Source organism: Mariniflexile sp. AS56 (genome assembly GCF_030552475.1).
GTDB lineage: Bacteria > Bacteroidota > Bacteroidia > Flavobacteriales > Flavobacteriaceae > Mariniflexile.
Genome location: NZ_JAUPED010000009.1, coordinates 139567 through 160797, shown reverse-complemented (window position 1 = coordinate 160797; position 21231 = coordinate 139567). Strand labels below are relative to the sequence as shown.

Here is a 21231-nt window from a genome sequence, read left to right as displayed (position 1 = left end):
TTGTATTAATTTATATGTTTAGACAACCTTAATATATCGCCAAAAACACCTCTTGCCGTCACTTCCGATCCGGCTCCCGCACCTTGAATAACAATAGGTTGCTCACCATACGATTCGGTAAATATTTCAAATATAGCATCACTTCCTTTAATCTGTCCTAATGTACTATCTCCCGGAATGGATACTAATTTAACCTCTAAATTTCCTTTGTCTTTTGATAAATCGCCCGATAAGTCGCCAATATATCTAAGCACAAAACCTTCTTTTTGGTTTTCTTTTATTTTCTGAAATTCTTCATCTAAAACATTCAACTGATTTAAAAATTCAGCTACTGAAATATCTCTATATGCTTCAGGAATTAAATTTTGAACAGATACATCTTCAAACTCATTTTGTAAATCCAATTCTCTTGCCAAAATTAACAATTTTCTAGCAACATCATTTCCTGAGAAGTCTTCTCTTGGGTCTGGCTCTGTAAAACCTTTATCGATGGTTTCTTGAATAATAGCACTAAATGGCTTGTCTTGAATGGAAAAATTATTAAATAAATAACTTAAAGTCCCAGAAAATACGCCGCGAATTCTTGTGATGTTTTCACCCGACTCATGTAATAACTTAATAGTATCAATTAAAGGTAAACCTGCACCAACGGTGGTTTCGTATAAATACTGTTTATTATGCTCTTTTAATTGCGTTCTTAAATCGGTATAAAAGGCGTGAGAAATGGTATTCGCAATTTTGTTTGACGACACCAAATCGAAACCAGCCTCTACTAAAGGCACATAATTATTATGAAAATTAGGACTTGCCGTATTATCTACCGCTATTAAATTTTCTAGATGATTGGCTTTCGCAAAAGCAATAACATCATCCATAGAACTTTCTAATTCCGATGTTTTTATAGTTTCTTCCCAATCAGCATCTACTCCTTTTTTATTTAAAAGTAATTTTTTAGAGTTACCAATAGCAAACACATTTAAATTAATGCCTTTTCGTTTTTCAATATCACCTTTCGATTTCAATATTTGATTAATCAAAGCCCCACCAACACCACCATGACCAAAAATGGCAATGTTTATTTTCTTCGAAATCCCGAAAATCTCACCATGAATAACGTTCATTGCTTTATGCAATTGGTCTTTTTTAACAACCAAACTCACATTTTTTCCGGTAACGGTATTGTTAAATAACAAGGGGGTAATCTGGTTTTTAATAAGCGCGTTGAATGGTTTATGGAACGAACTTAATTCGATTCCAATAATAGAAATCACCGAAACATCATCAACAACCGCGATTTTATTAACATCTTGCGAATAAAAATCGTTTTCAAACTCACGCTCTAATGCAATAACCGCTTGGGTTGCTTGGTCGGCATTAATTATTAAGCCAATACCTCTTTCTGAAGACCCTTGAGAAATAATACTTACACTAATATTATGTGTCGCCAAGGCTCCGAAAATACGTGCATCTACGCCACTTTTCCCTAATAAACCACGGCCTTCTAAATTCAATAAAGCCACATCATCTAAAACAGATAAGGATGTTACTTCTTTAGAATTTGGTTTTGCGGTAATTAAAGTCCCTTCATCTTCTGGATTAAAAGTGTTTAGAATACGAAGGTTGATATTTTTCTCTACTAACGGAATGATGGTTTTTGCATGCAAAACGGTCGTACCAAAATTAGCCAGCTCATTCGCTTCACTAAATGATAGTTCACGTATTTTCTTAGCATCTTCAACTAAATCTGGATTCGCTGTATAAATTCCATTTACATGCGTATAATTTTGCAATTCTTCAGCATCTAAATAATTAGCTAAAAGTGCTGCGGTGTAATTACTTCCATTTCTACCTAAAGTGGTAGTTTCATTTTTCACATTCGATGCAATAAAACCTGTAACGACGTTTACAACATCATTACCTGCTTCTTTATAAAATTTTTTAACGTTGTCTTTTGAAAGCTGCGGAATAGGCTGTGCATTTCCAAAGGAATCATTCGTTTTTATTAAAGTTCGAGCATCTACTGCCGTTGCTTTTATGTTTTTACTATTTAATAAACTGGCAATTAATTTTACAGAAAGTAATTCGCCTTGCGCTAAAATTTCATCTTTCGTTTTTTTGCTATAATCACTTAATAAGCTAACACCTTCAAACATTTTATCTAGTACGGCAAATTCCGCAGAGAAATCGACGTCCTTTAAAGGTTCTGTTTGATAGTTTTTAAATACTTGTAATACTTCCTTATAAGGATTGCCTTTTACAGCTTTATTTAGAATATCTTCCAAATCATCGGTTGCAGAACTTCTTGCAGATACTACTACCGTAATTTTTTCACCTTCTTTTACCTTTTTTTCAATTATTGAAATAACGGTGTTCAATCCATCGCCGTTTGCCAACGATTTTCCTCCAAATTTTAATACTTTCATGCGTCTTTTTTTCGAATTTGGCACAAATATGCCTTCTACTATTTTCTCTAATTGCTCGTACTCCATTAAGAAAGCATCGTGCCCATGAACTGAATGAATCTCATTATAAGTCACATTAGGGTTCGATACTGCCAACTGTTTGTGCGTTTGCCTGTTTTCTTCAGCAGTGAAAAACAAATCGGAATCTACTCCAACTATATGGATGTTCCCGTGAATGTTTTCCAACACATTAAAATCGGTTGGTCTGTTTTTAGTAACATCAATCGATTTTAAAAGCTGATTCATTAATTTATAAGCAGACAGCTGAAAGCGTTCCTGTAATTTATTACCGTGATGTAACAACCAACTTTCTACATTAAAAATCTCTAATTCCTCGTTTTTAGTACGTTGAAAACGTTCATTAAAAGACTCTGGCGTGCGGTAACACAACATGGCGTGCATGCGTGCATCGTGTACAGGGTTTCTGGAGTTCAACAAAAATTGCTCTTGTATTTGGCAATTGGCTATTAACCAATCGGTCGATTTCCAATCTGTCGCCACCGGAATTAAATTCTCGGTGATGTCTGGGCTTAAAACAGCCATTTCCCAAGCAATACCACCACCTAAAGAGCCACCAACAAGTGCAAATAATTTATCAATTTTAAGTTCTTTCAAACCCAATAGAAAGAGACTTGCTATGTCGCGAGCTACAAAATCTTTGTAATTATCTATGACAAAACCATCAAAACCATTCCCTGGAATATTAAAAGCTAAAACAGTGTAAATTGTAGTATCTATAACCTTATCAGGGCCCACTACATCTTGCCACCATCCGTCTTTACCAGTAACATGACTATTTCCTGTTAAAGCATGATTTATTAACACCACAGGCGCTGTGCCTAAAGTTTTACCAAATACTTGGTAACTCAACTTGATTTCAGGGTTAGTCACTTTACTTTGGGTTGTAAAGTTTTGAATAATGATATGTTGCAAATTTGGTTTCAAATGTTACTGTTATTTTTGAAGTTCTCACAGATTGAAAAAACCTGTGAGAACTAAAATATATTATTAAATTTTGCTAAACGCTTCTTTCAAATCAGCTTTTAAATCATCAATATCTTCTAATCCTACAGACAGACGAATTAAGTCTTTAGGAGCACCTGCAGCTTCTTGTTCTGCATCTGTTAATTGTTGATGTGTTGTACTTGCTGGATGAATAATAAGTGATTTGGTATCACCAATATTTGCCAATAATGAAAACAGTTTCGAGTTATCTGCAATAGCTTTTGCAGCATCAAAACCACCTTTCGCGCCAAAGGTAACAATTCCACTCTGACCTTTTGGTAAATATTTATCTGCCAAGGCTTTATATTTACTAGATTCCAACCCTGGATAATTTACCCAAGCAACTTCTTCTTGCTGCTCTAACCATTTTGCAAGTTCTAAGGCGTTTTGGCTATGTTGTTTTATTCTTACTGGTAACGTTTCTAAACCTTGAATAATTTGGAAAGCGTTAAATGGGCTTAATGCACCACCAAAATCTCTTAATCCTTCTAAAATCAATTTAAAAGTATAAGCTGCTGCACCTAAAGCTTCATGGTATACTAAACCATGATATCCTGCTGAAGGCTCTGTAAACTCAGGGAATTTACCACTAGCCCAGTTAAAAGTTCCTGCATCTACGATAACACCACCTAAAGAAGTACCTTGGCCACCAATATATTTAGTTAAGGAGTGAATTACAATATCTGCACCGTGCTCTATAGGTCTTAATAATACTGATGTAGCTACTGTATTATCTACAATAAAAGGAACACCTGCTGCTTTAGCATGTATAGAAATAGATTTTAGATCTAAAACGTCTAACTTCGGATTCCCTAATGATTCCACGAAAAAAGCCCGCGTATTATCTTGTACTGCCGCAGCGAAATTATCTGGATTATCACCATCTACAAACGTGGTTGTAATACCCAAACGAGGCAATGTTACTTTTAATAAATTATAAGTTCCTCCATATAAACTACTTGATGCTACAATGTGGTCGCCTGCTTTTAATAAGGTTAATAAACCTGTTGAGATTGCTGCGGTACCCGAAGCAAAAACCACAGCTCCAATACCTCCATCAATAGCAGCTAAGCGTTCTTGTAATATTTGGTTTGTTGGGTTGTTAAGGCGGGTGTAAATAAATCCTAATTCCTTTAATGAAAACAGATTTGCTGCATGGTCTGAATTGTTAAACACATACGACGATGTTTGATAAATAGGTACAGCTCGAGTTCCTCCAGTTGCCGTTGTGTCGTGACCTGCATGTAATGCGTTAGTTGCTAATTTTAATGTACTCATTTTTCTAGTTTTTTTTGTATTAATAATTAATTAAAACAAAAGCCAAATGCATCAAAAATTGATGTACTTAATAGAAAAATGTTAAAAAGAAAATAAAATCACTTTCCAGTAATTTTGTTTGGTTATCTATCTAAAACGCTAAATTTAACTAGCTATTTAAGTAGAATTTAGCACCTTCTTTACAGGTAAAGGGTTGCTAAGGCTTCAATGGGTCTATCCCTCCGCCTTTCTTGATAACATTTCAATAAGTTTTTGAACTTTGTGAGTGCAAATATTCAGTTAGAAAAAGTTAAAATCCTAATTTTTTTAAACAAATTTTAGAAAAACATTTAAAATATAATCTTAAGAACTTAATATCTACTTATTAAAACGCATCTCGTAAAACTTATTTTGAATCACCAAAGCAATAGGTCTATTCTGTATTTTAGATTCTAACCATGAAATAATATCAAGGTATAAAAAGGCGCGACTTTGGTAAGGATCATCTTCAAACTCCTTCAGTTTTTTATGAAGTTTAATAAATTCATTTCTCACTTCATGAGGATATATTTCACCTAAGCCTCTTAAAAATTTAATAAACTCTTTTTGCACCTCGTACAAATCTTCCATCTTAATTAAAAACTTATAGGTGCTTCGTATTAAGACATCTAAATTATAATCCATTCCCGCTTCGTAATGAGCTACCAAGTTTAATATTCGCGCAAAACACAATAAGTCTTCACGCATTTGTAAGGACTTATTATTTATAATTTTCTCTAAGTACTGAATACATTTTTTATTTTCTCCAGCACCAAAATACATACTCGCAATTTTATAGTAAAACACCATTACGTGATGCTCGTCTATACGGTCGCTATAATTTTTTAAACGCTCTAAAACTTCCTCTATTAAAGGCAAACCTTCCTTAAAACTGCCTTCAATAAAATGTAAATTGAACTTATTATTGTAGATATACAAAAAGGTTAATCCATCAATATTATCATCAACAGGAAACCACTTTTCTTTGGTTACAGCTTCAAACCTGATTAAGGAATCTTTAAATTTCTCGTAATGGCGTAAATAAAATAAGGCTTCAAGTAAATAATGATTCCCTCTTAAAAAGAAAACAGGGTTCAAGGTAATTTGATCCTTATTTTCATAAAATAATTCCACCCACTTGGTGGCATATTTATAACAGGATAAAAAATCGACCGTTAAAAAACTGTACCACAAGTAGGCTTTATAAAGCCACAATTTTTCACGAAACCCTAAGGTATTGATATCGTATTTTGGAAGTCGCGCATTAAAATATTTAATAACACGCTTGCTCTCCTTATCATCTTTCACATAACCTGTTTTTAAAAACAAGCCATATAACTGTAATGATAAATTAGAAAGTTTACTTGCTAATACGTTTTGCTGACTTAACTCTTTGGCTTGAATAGACAACTCGTCGGCCCTATTGCTTAAACTTCGCGTTATATATTGCGATTCAATAACCTTTTCTAGTTCAACAATTTCATAAGCCACATTTTTTTCTTCGTTAGCAATGGCTAAGTTTTTTGCTTTATCTAAAATTTTTAAACTCTGCTTATATAAACCTTTATGGTATAAAATAGTTGCAAAATCTAATTGTTCTCGAATTTGAATTCGTATGTTTTGGTGTGAAGGGTTTAATCGTAAACTAATTAAAATCTGTTTATAGAGGTGTGCTTTTAAATTAGAGAGTTGCTCCTTCTTTACAATGCCTTTTTTAAGAATCGCCGCTTCATCATACCCCGAAAGTTTTTCTAAAATATTAAAAAGGGTCAGAAATTTTGAATCTTCATTCACCCCCAAACGCCCTACATAAAGTTTAAATTGTCGCTTTTCTGACTTAGAAAGTGATTTTACTAATACAAACAAATTATCTTTTTGCTCTTTTGTCATAGTTACAAAAACCATATTAATGGTTTGATTTTCAGTTATTTAAACGCATTATAATCAAGTTAAACATCGTAAAAAAATTGAGTTGCGTTATCATTTAACGAAACCAAAATATACATTCGTAATACAATAAGAAAATTTATTTTATTAAATGTCTAATACTAACGTCCAAATTTTTGACACAACGCTTCGCGATGGCGAGCAAGTCCCAGGTTGCAAATTAAACACCGAACAAAAAATAATCATTGCTGAACAGCTCGATTTATTAGGTGTTGATATTATTGAAGCTGGTTTCCCTGTATCAAGTCCTGGCGATTTTAAATCGGTTGAAGCCATTTCTAAAATTGTTAAGAATGCAACAGTTTGTGGTTTAACCCGTTCTGTTGAAAACGATATAAAAGTAGCTGCCGAAGCTTTAAAATACGCTAAAACGCCTAGAATACATACAGGAATTGGAACTTCTGATTCTCACATAAAATTTAAATTTAACTCAAACAGAGATGCCATTCTTGACCGTGCGTTTAAGGCGGTAAGTTACGCAAAAACTTTTGTTGAAGATGTAGAATTTTACGCGGAAGATGCAGGAAGAACTGATAACGATTATTTAGCTCGTGTTTGCGAAGCCGCTATTAAAGCAGGTGCCACCGTTTTAAACATTCCAGATACTACTGGATACTGTTTACCACACGAATATGGTGCTAAAATTAAATACCTAAAAGAAAACGTAAAAGGTATTGAAAGAGCGATTCTTTCATGCCATTGCCATAACGATTTAGGTTTAGCTACTGCGAACTCTATTGAAGGTGTTATTAATGGTGCTCGCCAAATTGAGTGTACTATTAACGGTATTGGTGAGCGTGCAGGAAATACTGCTTTAGAAGAAGTGGTTATGATTTTAAAACAACACCCGTATTTAAATTTAGACACTAATATTAAAACCGAAATGCTTTACGGTCTTAGTCAATTAGTTTCAGATAGTATGGGTATTTACACGCAACCAAACAAAGCTATTGTAGGTGCTAATGCTTTTGCACATAGTTCTGGAATTCACCAAGATGGTGTGATTAAAAACCGTGAAACATACGAAATTATAGACCCTAAAGATGTAGGTGTAACAGAATCTGCTATTGTATTAACAGCAAGAAGTGGACGTGCAGCCTTAGCCTATAGAGCAAAAAATGTTGGATACGAATTAACAAAACTTCAATTAGATGAAATCTATGTGAATTTCTTAGATTATGCAGATAAGAAGAAAGAAGTTAACGATGACGACATCCATATTATCGTAGAAAACAGTAGATTATATAAAGAAATTATCTCAGCATAAAATGAAATTAAATATAGCCGTTTTACCAGGCGATGGTATTGGTCCAGAAGTTATAGCTCAAGCTGAAAAAGTCTTGAAAGCTATCGCTATGGAGTTTAACCATGTATTTACATTTCAGCATGCTCTAGTTGGCGCGAATGCTATAGAAAAAACAGGAAACCCATTACCCGAAGAAACCATAAACATTTGTGAAAAAGCAGATGCTATTTTATTTGGAGCTATTGGAAATGCCGCGTTCGATCTAGATCCTTACGCCAAAGTAAGACCAGAGCAAGGGCTTTTAAGGTTACGTAAATCATTAGGTTTATATACCAATATTAGACCTGTAATTGCTTACGAAGATTTACTAAACAAATCGTCTCTAAAAAAGAAACAAATAAGCAATACCAATATTCTTATTTACCGTGAACTTACAGGAGGCATTTACTTTGGTGAAAAAAAATTAAGTGACGACGGTAATACCGCATCAGATATTTGTGAGTATACCCGTTTTGAAATAGAGCGTATTGCACATTTGGCTTTTAAAGCAGCACAATCTAGAAAACGCAAACTAACGTTGGTTGACAAGGCCAATGCTTTAGAAAGCTCTAGATTATGGCGCAGAGTGGTACAAGAATTAGCACCACAATACCCAAACGTTCGATTAAATTTCATGTACATTGATAATGCTGCTATGGAGCTTATTGTGAACCCAAGACAGTTTGATGTTATTTTAACGGAAAACATGTTTGGTGATATCCTTTCGGAAGAAGCCAGCGTTATTGTAGGTTCTATTGGGTTATTAGCATCGGCATCATTAGGTGATGAACACGCTATGTTCGAGCCTATTCACGGTGCTTATTCAAAAGCAGCGAATAAAGGGGTTGCAAACCCTATCGCAGCTATTTTGGCGGCAGCCATGTTGTTAGACCATTTTGGTTTAGACGACGAAGCTGCTTTGGTTAGAGAAGGTGTAGATAAATCGTTAAAATTACACATCACAACACCAGATTTAAACACCAAGTACGACAACATTACCACCACAAAAGTTGGCGATTTCATTGAAGATTTTATTAATAATCCAGATGAAACCAATTTAAACTTTACCAACATACATTTAGGACAGTCCACGATCATTTAATTATTTGAGTTAGTCACCGAAAATTAAAATTTTTGGAAAAGTCCTTAAAAGCGCACTGTTTACAGTGCGCTTTTTTAATTAACGCTTGCCAAGTTTTGCCGCTATAAAACTAATTATGACTATTTGTATGGCATGAAACAACATAAGTGGTAGTAAAACAATACCTATGGCCGCCGTGTTCCCAAATAAAATCTTAGAAAAAACGGTTCCGTGTACGAGCGATTTTTTGGTGCCACAAAATTGAGCTGTGATTTGATCTTCCTTATTAAAATTCAATTTTTCAGCAATAAGCTTGGTTATAAAAAAGGCTATAAAGAATAAAACCAACACAGCTACCAACATAAAAACCAAATCTAAACTAGATACTTCGCTAAATATATTTTCATAAAACGATTGTGCAAAACTCTTATAAATAATAAGTAAAATAACCGACTTATCGAATAAGGTAAGTTTACTACTGTGTTTGTTCGCAAATGCATTTAAAAATCGTTGCAGCAACAAACCAATAACCACAGGTAAAATAATTTGCAGAATAAGTTTGGTGTAAATTTCGGTAAAGTCGAATTGGGTTCCAGAACTATCAACAAATAACCCCATCCATAACGGAGTTACTGCAATACCGATAATACCCGAAATACTGGCATTAAAAATGGCCGCAGGTACGTTCCCCTTACCTATAGAGACCATAACCACTGAAGACGATACTGTTGATGGCAGCGTTGCTAGAAAAAAGAAAGCAAGCCACAACACTTCTTGTTCTTGCGTTTGCAACAAAGGGTAAAATGCCAAAACAATGAGGGGAAAAATAATAAACGTGGAAGCTTGCACTAGCAAGTGAAGTTTCCAATTCTTGAGACCCGATTTTAATTTATCAGGGTTTAACTTCAAGCCGTAAAAAAAGAAAATAAACGAAATACCGACCGTACAAATGGTATCTATAGGTATTTGGCTGTGTGCAGTTCCCCAATCAGGAAAAACATACGCCACACCTATTACCGCAATAATACATAAAACAAACTTATCGATTTTCATACCCTTAAAATATTTAAAAACACGTTAAGACAGCTGCGAGTAATCACTAAACCAATATAAACCTTCAAACAACTTATTTGCTCACAAATTCTTCAAAAGCATCGTTATAATAAATGGTCACTTCCGTACCTTTTACAATATCTGTTTTAGCTATAAAAGTTTGAATAAGGTTATCAAAATCGCGCTCATCAACTTCGGCTGTTGGTGTGCCACTATGGTTAAAAAAACTACCTACATCACTTATGCAAATAGCATCATACTCTTCTATCCAAGGAAACTGAAGCGTAGCCAACACTTCTGGCAAATTTTCATTTACATGAATAAGTGCCATGTCGCATTTAGCTAATAACTCTCCTTTTGCAATATTGCGCGATGCAAAAACACCTTTTCCGTGTACGGGCGATTGTTTTACTTCTACTATATTGGTCATTTATTCAGGAAACTTGCTTCGAATTTTATCTAAACTCAAATTATGAATACTACCAACATGCGTATGTTTTTTAGAAGTATCTGGAACATAGGTACCGTTTTGTACTTCACCACCAATTTTTTGGTAAGCTTCTCTAAAACTCTGTCCTTCTACAACCAAGGTATTAATATTATCTACTGTAAATAAGTATTTATATAAATCATTATTTACATCAACATCTTTAACAATGACCTGTTGAATTGAGAAATTAAAAATATCTAAAATATCTTTCACATCTTCAAAAGCAGCAATCATATTTTCTTTTAATAACTGAAAATCACGATGGTAACCACTTGGCAAATTATTGGTAATTAAAACCATTTCGGTTTGTAATGCTTGTATTTTGTTACATTTACCACGAATCAACTCAAAAACATCTGGATTTTTCTTGTGTGGCATGATGCTACTTCCCGTTGTTAATTCATCTGGAAAAGAAATAAAACCAAAATTCTGACTCATATATAAACACACATCCATAGCAAAACGGCTCATGGTGTTGCATAAACTCCCTAAACTAGCTGCAATGGTACGCTCACTTTTACCTCTGCTCATTTGCGCTGCTACCACATTGTATTTAAGCGTTGAGAAATTCATGTCTTTGGTTGTGAATTCTCTATCTATTGGGAATGAACTTCCATATCCAGCAGCAGAACCTAACGGATTTTGATCGACCGTTTTAAAAGCAGCATCAAGTAAATAAACATCGTCGATTAAAACTTCTGCATACGCTGAAAACCATAAGCCAAATGATGATGGCATGGCAACTTGCAGGTGTGTATACCCAGGAAGCACTTTATCTTTATAAGTATCGGCTAAGCCTAAAAGGGTTTCAAAAAGTGTTTGTGTTTTCTGCTTTACAACACTCAAGTTTTCTTTGTAGTATAATTGTAATGCCACTAAAACTTGATCGTTTCTAGAACGCGCTGTGTGGATTTTTTTACCAACTTCACCCAAGGTTTTAGTTAATTCGAATTCAATCTTAGAATGCACATCTTCAAACTGTGGGTCTATAACAAACGTACCGTTATCTATTTGAGCTTCTAATTTTTTTAAACCGCCTAATAATTCCACCAATTCGTGTGCTGTTAAAATGCCTACTTTTTGAAGCATTTTAGCATGCGCTCTTGATGCGATAACATCATATTTTGCAATGTGAATATCAATTTCTCGGTCGTTTCCAACGGTGAATTGTTCTATTTTTTTATCTATTGATATGCCTTTATCCCAGAGTTTCATAAATTTCTACGAAAGCAGAAATTTCTACTTTCAATTTTAAATGTTAATATTTTTAGATCTACCTGTTTCTTAAAGCCTGATAGATTTCTTTTTATAATTAAAACTTTATCGATTTTTTAAAAACCCATAAAGTCTATTAATGAGATTCCTGCCTACGCAGAAATTAATACACGATTCAACAATTCAACATAGATTTTTATACCTTCTTCTATTTCATGTAAATGAATAAATTCATTGGCTGAATGTGAACGTGTACTGTCACCAGGTCCTAGTTTTAATGATTTACAAGTTAACCAGGCTTGGTCTGATAATGTTGGAGAACCATAAGTGGTTCTGCCCATTGCAATTCCTGCTTGCACTAACGCGTGTTCCACGGGAATGGATGATGAATTTAAATGCAAACTACGTGGTACAATACTAGAACACGGTGCATTTTTTTGTAAAAACTCAGCAATCTCTGCATTGGAGTACGCGTCGTTTACACGCACATCAATTACCAATTCCACATCGGCAGGCACTACGTTGTGCTGCTTTCCTGCGTTAATTTGAGTGACTGTAAGTTTAACATCGCCCAAAGCATCCGAGCTTTTCTCAAACTTTACATCTTTAAACCACTGCAATGCTTCAATGGTTTTATAAATGGGGTTATCGTCGTTTGGGTGAGCTGCATGACTAGGTGTTCCTGTTACTTTTGCATCAAAAACTACCAAACCTTTTTCGGCAACAGCCAAATTCATCAAAGTGGGTTCGCCAACTATAGCCACATCAATCTTCGGAATAATTTTCAGCATACTATTTAAACCGTTAGGTCCGCTGCTTTCTTCTTCCGCGGAAGCGACCATAATTAAATTATATTTTAAGTCTTTATGGTTGTAATAGTGTGTAAAAGTTGCAATTAATGATACCAAACACCCACCGGCATCATTACTACCAAGACCGTATAATTTACCATCTTCAACAATGGCTTTAAGCGGATCTTTGGTATAGGCTGTGTTGGGTTTTACAGTATCGTGGTGTGAATTAAGCAACATGTTAGGCTTACTAGCATCAAAATGCTTGTTAACTGCCCATACGTTATTTTTGGTTCGTGTATAATCTATATCATAGCGTTTAAACCAAGCTTCAATGTGCAATGCTGTTTGATCTTCTTCAGATGAAAAAGATTCTGTTTCTATTAATTGTTTTAATAGCGCAATCGCATCGGATGTTAATTCTTGTATTGCCATATTATAAAGTTATTCTAGTGAAATTATCATTTTCTTGGGTTAACATCGCCGTGTTTCCCATATTTATGGTTTTTACACCATGGTTCAACGCATCGAAGCAATTTTCTAACTTCGGAAGCATACCATCAGCAATAATACCTTGGTCTAATAAATCCTTGTACAAGGAAGTATCGATATGTTTTATAACTGAATTTTTATCTTTTATATCCTTTAAAACGCCATCCAATTCAAAACAATAATAAATGGATGTTTCGTAAAGTTCACTCATACCCACAGCTACTTGTGAGGTAATAGTATCGGCATTGGTGTTTAACAGTTGCCCATTCCCATCGTGTGTAATAGCACAGAAAACGGGGGTGAAATCGGCCTGAATTAATTTATCAATGGATTTATGAGCTACTTTTTTAACATCGCCAACAAAACCAAAATCAACGTCTTTAACAGGTCTTTTTTCTGAAGCAATACTATTTACATCTGCTCCCGTTAACCCAATGGCATCAATTTGTAAAGCTTGTAACTTTGCTACGATGTTTTTGTTAACCAAACCACCGTAAACCATGGTAATGACTTCTAATGTTTCAGCATCTGTAATACGGCGACCATCAACCATTTTAGATTCAATACCTAATTTGGCTGCGATGTGTGTGGCACGTTTTCCGCCACCGTGTACTAAAATTTTCTTTCCTTTTAAGTTAGCAAATAGTTTCAGAAAGGCGCTTAAAGACGCATCGTCTTCAATAATATTTCCTCCTATTTTTACTATGGATAGTTTTTCCATTTTTATTTTTTTTTGAATTTGGCCATGCTAAAAACAAATTACTCCCATCTTCGCGATAACCTTATCAATTTACTTAATTCCTTCCAATAATTTTTTCAACACTAATTGTGCTGCATAAGTTCTGTTATTGGCTTGTTCTATAACCAGCGAGTTTTCACCATCTAAAACAGCATCCTCAACAATAACATTACGTCTTACTGGTAAACAGTGCATAAATTTAGCAGCACCTAATTTTTTATTGGTAATCATCCAATTAGGGTCGGTATTTAGTATTTTTCCGTAATCGTTATAACTACTCCAGTTTTTCACATATACAAAATCGGCATCTTTCATAGCCTCTTCTTGATTGTAATTTACAGGTGTATCGCCTATAATTTCTGGATTTAGTTCATAGCCTTCTGGGTGTGTAATTACAAATTCCACATCCATTTTTCGCATCGATTGAATAAAACTATTCGCCACGGCGTGTGGTAATGCCTTAATATGTGGTGCCCAACTTAAAACCACTTTCGGTTTTGTTTTTTGGGTTTGTTCTGAAATAGTAATCGCATCGGTAAGTCCTTGAAGCGGGTGCCCTGTAGCACTTTCCATATTCACAATAGGTACTGATGCATATTTAACAAACGATTTAAGCACCTGCTCGCTTTCGTCTTTTTCTTTATCTGTTAACGTTGGAAACGCTCTTACTGCAATAATATCGCAGTATTGTGACACTACGGCTGCGGCTTCTTTAATATGCTCTGCCGTATTTCCATTCATAACAGTGCCATCTCCAAACTCAATGCCCCAAGCATCGCCCGATACGTTCATCACAATAGGGTCCATACCTAAATTCAAAGCTGCTTTTTGGGTACTTAAACGCGTACGCAAACTCGAATTAAAAAACAATAAACCAAGGGTTTTATGTTTTCCTAACTCAATATGTTTCAACGGATTTGCTTTTAATGCTTTAGCTTCCTCAATCCAAGACTGGATATTATCTATATCGTGTATGGAGGTGTAATTTTTCATTATTCTTGTGTTATTTCTTTATTATTAGACCTCACAGGTTTTAAAATCTGTGAGGTCTAAACAATTATTTTATTTTAGTAAACGGTACTTTGCTATTCATAGCATTAATCATGAAATTATCTTCCAGACCGTTTACAATCCATGTTTCTATATTTGCTTTTTTGGTCACGGAGGCTGCTTCAATTTTAGACTGCATCCCGCCACTTCCATGAGACGATTTTGAATTGACCACTTGTTTTGCCAGTTCCTCAAAATCTTCTACCAACTCAATAGTTTCTGGTGTCCCCTTCTCCATGGATTCTTTCGTATAAATCCCTTGGGTATTGGTTGCAATAATAAATAAGTCGGCTTTTAAAAGCGATGCGGTTAAAGCGCCTAACTTATCATTATCACCAAATTTAATCTCATCGGTAGCAACCGTATCATTTTCATTAATGATGGGTATGTAATTATTACTCACCAACACATTAATTGTATTTACAATATTGGTTCTGCTTTGTTCTCTTTCAAAATCGGAATACGACAATAAACATTGCGAGGTTAGCAACCCACATTCTCTAAATATCTCTTGATATATACGCATTAAATGCGGCTGACCAATAGATGCTAGAGCTTGCTTAACCGTAATTTCTTTGCCTTTGCTTTCTAACTTCACAAACTGTTTTGCTGCAGCAATGGCGCCAGAAGTTACTATAACAAACTCACAAGTATCTTGTAAAGTTGCTATTTGGTTGGCTAAATCTTCAATTTTACCTCTCGAAATGTTATCGGTTTCTTTAGTGAGCGTATTAGAACCCACTTTAAGCAATATTCTTCTTTTTTTAAGCATGTTATCTTATTTGTCCATTGCCATGAACATACCATTTATTGGTTACCAAATGTTCTAAACCAATAGGACCTCTTTGGTGTAATTTATCTGTACTAATGGCTAACTCGCCTCCTAGACCTAATTGACTTCCATCTGTAAAACGAGTTGATGCGTTATGATAAACAGCCGCCGTATCCACATTCGCCATAAAGACCTCAGCTACAGCATCATTTTTTGTAATGATTGATGATGAATGACCTCCAGAATATTTATTGATCATAGCAATAGTATCTTCATTAGACCCTATTTCAGCAATTGCAATTTTATAATCTAAAAATTCTTGATACCAAATGTTGTCTGATTCAATAGCTTCAACACCATCAAATTTTGAAATAGCATCATCACCTAAAATCTGAACTTTAAATTCTTTTAATTCTGAAATTAATGTTTTTATGAAAGCTTCTTTATTCGGAAGATTTTCATCTATCAACACTTTATCCAAGGCATTACACGCTGAAATTTTAGCTGTTTTCGCATTAATTATCACTTTTAGAGCTAGATCAACATCTGCTTCTTTATGTACATACACGAAATTGTTACCACGTCCACTAATAATTACCGGACACGATGCGTGCTCTTTTACAAAAGCAATTAAACGTTCGCCACCACGAGGTACGATTAAATCGAGTTTCTGTGTTGGTTTTTCTAAAAAGGCTTGTGTTTCTGTTCTGTTGAATTGTAAATACTCCACCCAATCGGTAGAAGCTCCGTGCGCTTTCAACGCTTGATGCCACAATTCAACTATTTTTAAATTAGATCTTAAAGACTCTTTTCCACCTTTTAATAAAATTTTATTTCCCGATTTAAAAGCAATTCCTGCAGCTTCTACAGTCACATCTGGACGCGATTCATATATAATCAAAATCGTTCCAAAAGATGCCGTTTTATTATAAACCTGCATACCATTATCATGTTTAAAGCTGAAACGTTCTACACCAACAGGGTCTTCTTGCGAAGCCAAATGTGTGGCAGATTTAATCATTTCATCAACTTTAGAATCATCGGCTTTTAAACGGTCGTACATAGAAATATCATCACCATCATACGCGTCTAAATCGACTTTGTTAATCTTAATAATCGCAGCTCTTTCAGTTTCTAAAAGTTCTGCCATTGTAAGTAATACGGCGTTTCTTGTTTCTATGCTTAATAAAGTATTCATTTTTTTAATTTTTGTTTCTGAACTTTAATTTTATCAGAGTTTCTGATTATTAAATTTCAGAGTTTTTATTCTCCATGTTACTTTAAAACCTCTTTTAAGGCTTCAAAAAATGCATCAACATGTACTTTTTTAATTGTTAAAGGCGGTAGTATTCTAATTAACTTTTTGTTTGAAGCTCCACCTGTAAACATGTGCTGCTCATAAATAAGTTTTTTTCTTAGTTCTCCAACTTCAAAGTCGAATTCTAAACCAAGCATCAACCCTTTTCCTTTAATATTTTTAATCTGCGGAATTGTTTTAGCGATGCTAATAAAGTATTCCGATATTTCATTGACGTTGGCAATTAATTGCTCGTCATCAATGGTATTTAAAACTGCTAAACCTGCAGCACAAGCTAAATGATTACCGCCAAACGTAGTACCCAACATACCGTGTTTTGCTTCAATACTTGGGTGAATTAAAATGCCTCCAATTGGAAAACCATTCCCCATTCCTTTAGCTATTGATATAATTTCTGGCGTTACATTATAATATTGAAACGCGAAGAATTTACCTGAACGTCCGTAACCAGACTGTACCTCATCGGCAATCAAATACGTATTGTTTGCTTTACAAAGGGTATCTACTTGCTCGAAAAACTCGGCAGTTCCTTGGTCTAAACCACCAACACCTTGAATAAATTCTAAAATTACGGCACAAACATCTCCTTTTTCCAATTCTCTTTTAACACCTTCAATATCATTCAGTGCTAAAAAAGTAACCTGCTGCTGTGCGTTAATGGGTGCTACTATGTTTTTATTATCGGTTGCCGCTACCGCAGCCGATGTACGCCCATGAAACCCATTATTAAACGCCAGAATACGTGACTTTCCTGTTTTAAATGAAGCTAATTTTAAAGCATTTTCATTGGCTTCAGCTCCTGAATTACACAAAAACAACTCATAACCAGTACAACCAGACAAGCTTTCAATTTTGTTAGCCAACTCCACTTGTAAGGGGTTTTGAATGGCATTCGAGTAAAACCCAAGTGTAGAAACCTGCTCACTAACAGCTTTCACATAATTGGGATGTGAATGTCCTATAGAAATCACCGCATGACCTCCATAAAGATCTAAATATTCTACTCCCTTTTCGTCGTAAACAAGCATATCTTTGCCTGAAACTGGTGTTACATTGTATAATGGATAAACGTCAAATAATGGCATTTTAATTCTTTTTAATTTGATTAATTTTTTCAAATGAAGCTACAATACCTTGTATTAAAGCCGAACTCAATCCTTGGTGTTCCATGGCATTTAAACCTTCAATAGTACAACCACTTGGTGTTGTAACACGGTCTATTTCCTGTTCTGGATGTCTGCCAGACTCTATTAATAAACTCGCAGCACCAAAGCACGTTTGTGTAGCCAATTCATGTGCTTCATGAGCCTCAAACCCCAACTGAATAGCACCTTGTGTTGTGGCACGCACTAAGCGCATCCAAAACGCAATACCACTAGCACAAATTACTGTGGCAGCCTGAATTAAATCTTCAGGAATAACCAAGGTTGTTCCTAATTGATTAAAAATATCCTGCGCTAAAGATACCTTATCTTGGGCTTTATCGTTCGCTGCAATACAAGTCATTGATTTCCCAATAGAAATCGCTGTATTCGGCATCACGCGAATAATATTTTTATTCTTACCCAGAATCGCTTCAATTCTCGGTATTTCAACACCTGCAGCCACCGAAATCACAATATGATTATCGGTAATTTTCGACGCTACCGATTCTAAAACACCATTAATATGTTTAGGTTGCAGTGCAAAAATAACCATATCACTTTGTGCCACAGCCAAATCATTATCGTTTGTAACAGTTACATTTTCAACTGTTTTGTAAACATCAACATTGGCCGTGTTTTTATCACTTAAAACCAACGAGGTAAACGATTTATTCTGAATAAGACCCTTCGCTATAGCGCTTCCTAAATTTCCAGTTCCAATAATGGCTATTTTCATATTAACTCTTTTTTCCTTGCCTCCCCCCTCTAAAGGAAGTAAACTTGGGCGTGACTACTCATGTTTTTTGCTCTATTTTTTTTTACCGCAATCCATTCCCCTTCTTTAGAGGTGTTATGAGAGGATTAAAAATAAGTTGCTTTTAATTGCAATCCTGTTGTTTCTTCCAAACCAAACATTAAATTCATATTCTGAATGGCTTGACCCGATGCTCCTTTTAATAAATTATCAATAATACTAGTTACCAATAATTTGTTATTGTGTTTATGTAAATGAATTAAACACTTATTTGTGTTCACCACTTGTTTTAAATGCAACACCTCATCAGACACAAAAGTGAATTTTGCATCTTTATAAAAGGTTTTAAATAGAGCTTTAGCTTCTTCTAAACTACCGTCAAAATTGGTGTAAACTGTAGCAAAAATTCCTCTTGAGAAATTCCCTCGGTTTGGCATGAATAAAATTTCAGAACCAAAACTATTTTGCAATTGTTTAACCGATTGATTGATTTCGCCTAAATGCTGATGTGTAAACGGTTTATAATATGAAAAATTATTATCTCTCCAAGGAAAATGTGAGGTATCAGACAACGAGGTTCCTGCACCAGTTGATCCCGTAACAGCATTAACGTGTACATCGCTACCTAACATTCCATTTTCAGCAAGTGGTAATAAAGCCAACTGTATCGCCGTTGCAAAACATCCTGGATTTGCTATATAATTCGCTTTCTTAACAGCATCTCTTTGCAATTCTGGCAAACCATATACAAAGGTGTTGCCTTGAAACACTTTATCACTTTCAAGACGGAAATCATTCCCTAAATCAATAACCTTTGTGTTTTCAGAAAAGGTATTCGCCGATAAAAACTTCACAGAATTTCCATGTCCTAAACATAAAAACAACACATCAACCTTAGGGTTAACGGTGTCTGTAAATTTCATTTCTAAATCACCTAATAAATCTTGGTGAACACTGCTTATTTTATTTCCTGCATTGGATGTGCTGTACACAAAGTTAATTTCAACTTCTGGGTGATTAATTAACAATCTAATTAATTCACCCGCGGTATAACCTGCGCCTCCAATAATTCCAACCTGGATATTTTTCATTTTAAATACTGTTTCAACTTTCAAACCTGTCATGTATTTAAAACCTGACAGGTTTTATTAAAGCTATTATGAATTATTTACTTGATGGTATATTTTGTTTTGGTTTCCAACAATTTTGATAAAGCCTTTCGCCTCATCGGCAGTCCAACCTAAATTTTCTTCACCATAGCTACCAAACTTAGCATTCATTAAATCGTGTTCAGAACTGATACCATCTAAACTAAAATGGTAAGGTCTTAACGTTACAAACACATCGCCAGTTACTTTATCTTGACTACTTTGTAAAAAAGCCTCCATATTTCTCATTACAGGATCTAAATATTGTCCTTCGTGTAAATGCATTCCGAAGAAACTTGCTAAATATTCCTTATGTTGTAATTGCCATTTAGTTAGGGTGTGTTTTTCTAATAAATGGTGCGCTTTAATAGTAATTAATGCCGCAGGTGCTTCAAAACCAACACGCCCTTTAATACCAACAATCGTATCTCCTACATGAATATCGCGACCAATAGCATATGCTTTGGCTAAGTTATTCAAAGTTTCAATATTTATTTCTGGGTCGTTTTCAATACCATTTACAGCGACTAACTCTCCTTGTTCAAAAGTTAACTTCACTTTTTCGTCTTCCGCATGTTTTAATTGCGAAGGGTATGCTGTATCTGGCAATGGTTTATCTGAAGTTAAGGTTTCAGAGCCACCAACACTAGTTCCCCAAAGGCCTTTGTTAACCGAGTATTTTGCTTTTTCCCAAGACATATCAATGCCATTGGCTTTTAAATAGTCAATTTCTTCTTGCCTTGTTAATTTTTGATCTCTAATTGGTGTGATAATTTGAATTTCTGGAGCCAATGTTTGAAAAATCATATCGAAACGAACTTGGTCGTTTCCTGCACCAGTACTACCATGCGCAATATACTCCGCATTTATACTTTTAGCATATTCAACAATTTCAATAGCTTGAATAATACGTTCTGCACTTACAGAAAGTGGGTACGTATTATTTTTCAACACATTACCAAAAATTAAATACTTCACTACTTTTTGATAAAATGTAGCTACAGCATCAATGTTTTTATAGGTTGAAACCCCCATTTTATAAGCATTCGATTCTATGTGCTCGATCTCCGTTTTTGTAAAGCCACCTGTATTGACGCTTACGGCATGTACATCATACTCTTTAGATAAACTTACGGCACAATACGATGTGTCCAATCCGCCACTATATGCTATTACTAATTTTTTCAT

General features: G+C 34.8%; 17 protein-coding genes and 1 riboswitch. Of the genes, 2 read left to right on the top strand and 15 right to left on the bottom strand.

Annotated features, from left to right (window positions below):
- Positions 1-5: 5 nt before the first annotated feature.
- The 3 genes from thrA to Q5N74_RS12520 form a co-directional block, all read right to left on the bottom strand.
- Positions 6-3407, bottom strand: a complete 3402-nt coding sequence (gene thrA, locus Q5N74_RS12530; protein ID WP_304389188.1) for a bifunctional aspartate kinase/homoserine dehydrogenase I — start codon at positions 3405-3407, stop codon at positions 6-8.
- A gap of 63 nt (positions 3408-3470) precedes the next feature.
- Positions 3471-4745 carry an O-acetylhomoserine aminocarboxypropyltransferase/cysteine synthase family protein gene (locus Q5N74_RS12525; RefSeq protein WP_304389187.1) on the bottom strand — a complete coding sequence of 425 codons (1275 nt, stop codon included), beginning with the start codon at positions 4743-4745 and terminating at the stop codon, positions 3471-3473.
- A 119-nt stretch (positions 4746-4864) separates the two neighbouring features.
- A riboswitch (SAM riboswitch) is annotated at positions 4865-4985 on the bottom strand.
- A gap of 117 nt (positions 4986-5102) precedes the next feature.
- The gene (locus tag Q5N74_RS12520; protein ID WP_304389186.1) at positions 5103-6653 is read right to left on the bottom strand and encodes a metallophosphoesterase; all 1551 of its coding nucleotides are present in this window, start codon (positions 6651-6653) and stop codon (positions 5103-5105) included.
- Positions 6654-6801: 148 nt separating this feature from the next.
- Here Q5N74_RS12520 and Q5N74_RS12515 point away from each other — a divergent pair, with 148 nt between their 5' ends.
- Entirely contained in the window at positions 6802-7977 is a 1176-nt protein-coding gene (locus Q5N74_RS12515; RefSeq protein WP_304389185.1) for a 2-isopropylmalate synthase, read from the top strand.
- Between the two features lies 1 nt (position 7978).
- Positions 7979-9097, top strand: coding sequence for a 3-isopropylmalate dehydrogenase (gene leuB, locus Q5N74_RS12510; protein WP_304389183.1), 1119 nt, complete (start codon positions 7979-7981; stop codon positions 9095-9097).
- Positions 9098-9175: 78 nt separating this feature from the next.
- Here the strand turns inward: leuB and Q5N74_RS12505 are convergent, their stop codons facing one another.
- The 12 genes from Q5N74_RS12505 to Q5N74_RS12450 form a co-directional block, all read right to left on the bottom strand.
- A complete protein-coding gene (locus Q5N74_RS12505; protein ID WP_304389182.1) occupies positions 9176-10129 on the bottom strand; it encodes a bile acid:sodium symporter family protein in 954 nt (317 codons plus the stop codon).
- Positions 10130-10202: 73 nt separating this feature from the next.
- Complete coding sequence (locus Q5N74_RS12500; RefSeq protein ID WP_304389181.1) at positions 10203-10559, bottom strand: SET domain-containing protein; 357 nt, start codon at positions 10557-10559, stop codon at positions 10203-10205.
- Positions 10560-11834, bottom strand: coding sequence for an argininosuccinate lyase (gene argH / locus Q5N74_RS12495; RefSeq protein ID WP_304389180.1), 1275 nt, complete (start codon positions 11832-11834; stop codon positions 10560-10562).
- A 152-nt stretch (positions 11835-11986) separates the two neighbouring features.
- A complete protein-coding gene (locus Q5N74_RS12490; RefSeq protein WP_304389179.1) occupies positions 11987-13060 on the bottom strand; it encodes a M20 family metallo-hydrolase in 1074 nt (357 codons plus the stop codon).
- A 1-nt stretch (position 13061) separates the two neighbouring features.
- Positions 13062-13838: an acetylglutamate kinase gene (gene argB, locus Q5N74_RS12485; RefSeq protein ID WP_304389178.1), complete on the bottom strand. Its 777-nt coding sequence runs from the start codon at positions 13836-13838 to the stop codon at positions 13062-13064.
- A 69-nt stretch (positions 13839-13907) separates the two neighbouring features.
- Entirely contained in the window at positions 13908-14849 is a 942-nt protein-coding gene (locus Q5N74_RS12480) for an N-acetylornithine carbamoyltransferase (protein WP_304389177.1), read from the bottom strand.
- Positions 14850-14913: 64 nt separating this feature from the next.
- On the bottom strand, positions 14914-15678 hold the full coding sequence (gene proB / locus Q5N74_RS12475; protein ID WP_304389176.1) for a glutamate 5-kinase: 765 nt from the start codon (positions 15676-15678) through the stop codon (positions 14914-14916).
- Between the two features lies 1 nt (position 15679).
- The gene (locus Q5N74_RS12470; RefSeq protein WP_304389174.1) at positions 15680-16876 is read right to left on the bottom strand and encodes a glutamate-5-semialdehyde dehydrogenase; all 1197 of its coding nucleotides are present in this window, start codon (positions 16874-16876) and stop codon (positions 15680-15682) included.
- A gap of 77 nt (positions 16877-16953) precedes the next feature.
- Positions 16954-18081, bottom strand: coding sequence for an aspartate aminotransferase family protein (locus Q5N74_RS12465; RefSeq protein ID WP_304389172.1), 1128 nt, complete (start codon positions 18079-18081; stop codon positions 16954-16956).
- A 1-nt stretch (position 18082) separates the two neighbouring features.
- Positions 18083-18877: a pyrroline-5-carboxylate reductase gene (proC, locus tag Q5N74_RS12460; protein ID WP_304389171.1), complete on the bottom strand. Its 795-nt coding sequence runs from the start codon at positions 18875-18877 to the stop codon at positions 18083-18085.
- A gap of 125 nt (positions 18878-19002) precedes the next feature.
- Entirely contained in the window at positions 19003-19986 is a 984-nt protein-coding gene (gene argC / locus Q5N74_RS12455; protein ID WP_304389170.1) for an N-acetyl-gamma-glutamyl-phosphate reductase, read from the bottom strand.
- Positions 19987-20052: 66 nt separating this feature from the next.
- Positions 20053-21231: an argininosuccinate synthase gene (locus Q5N74_RS12450; RefSeq protein WP_304389169.1), complete on the bottom strand. Its 1179-nt coding sequence runs from the start codon at positions 21229-21231 to the stop codon at positions 20053-20055.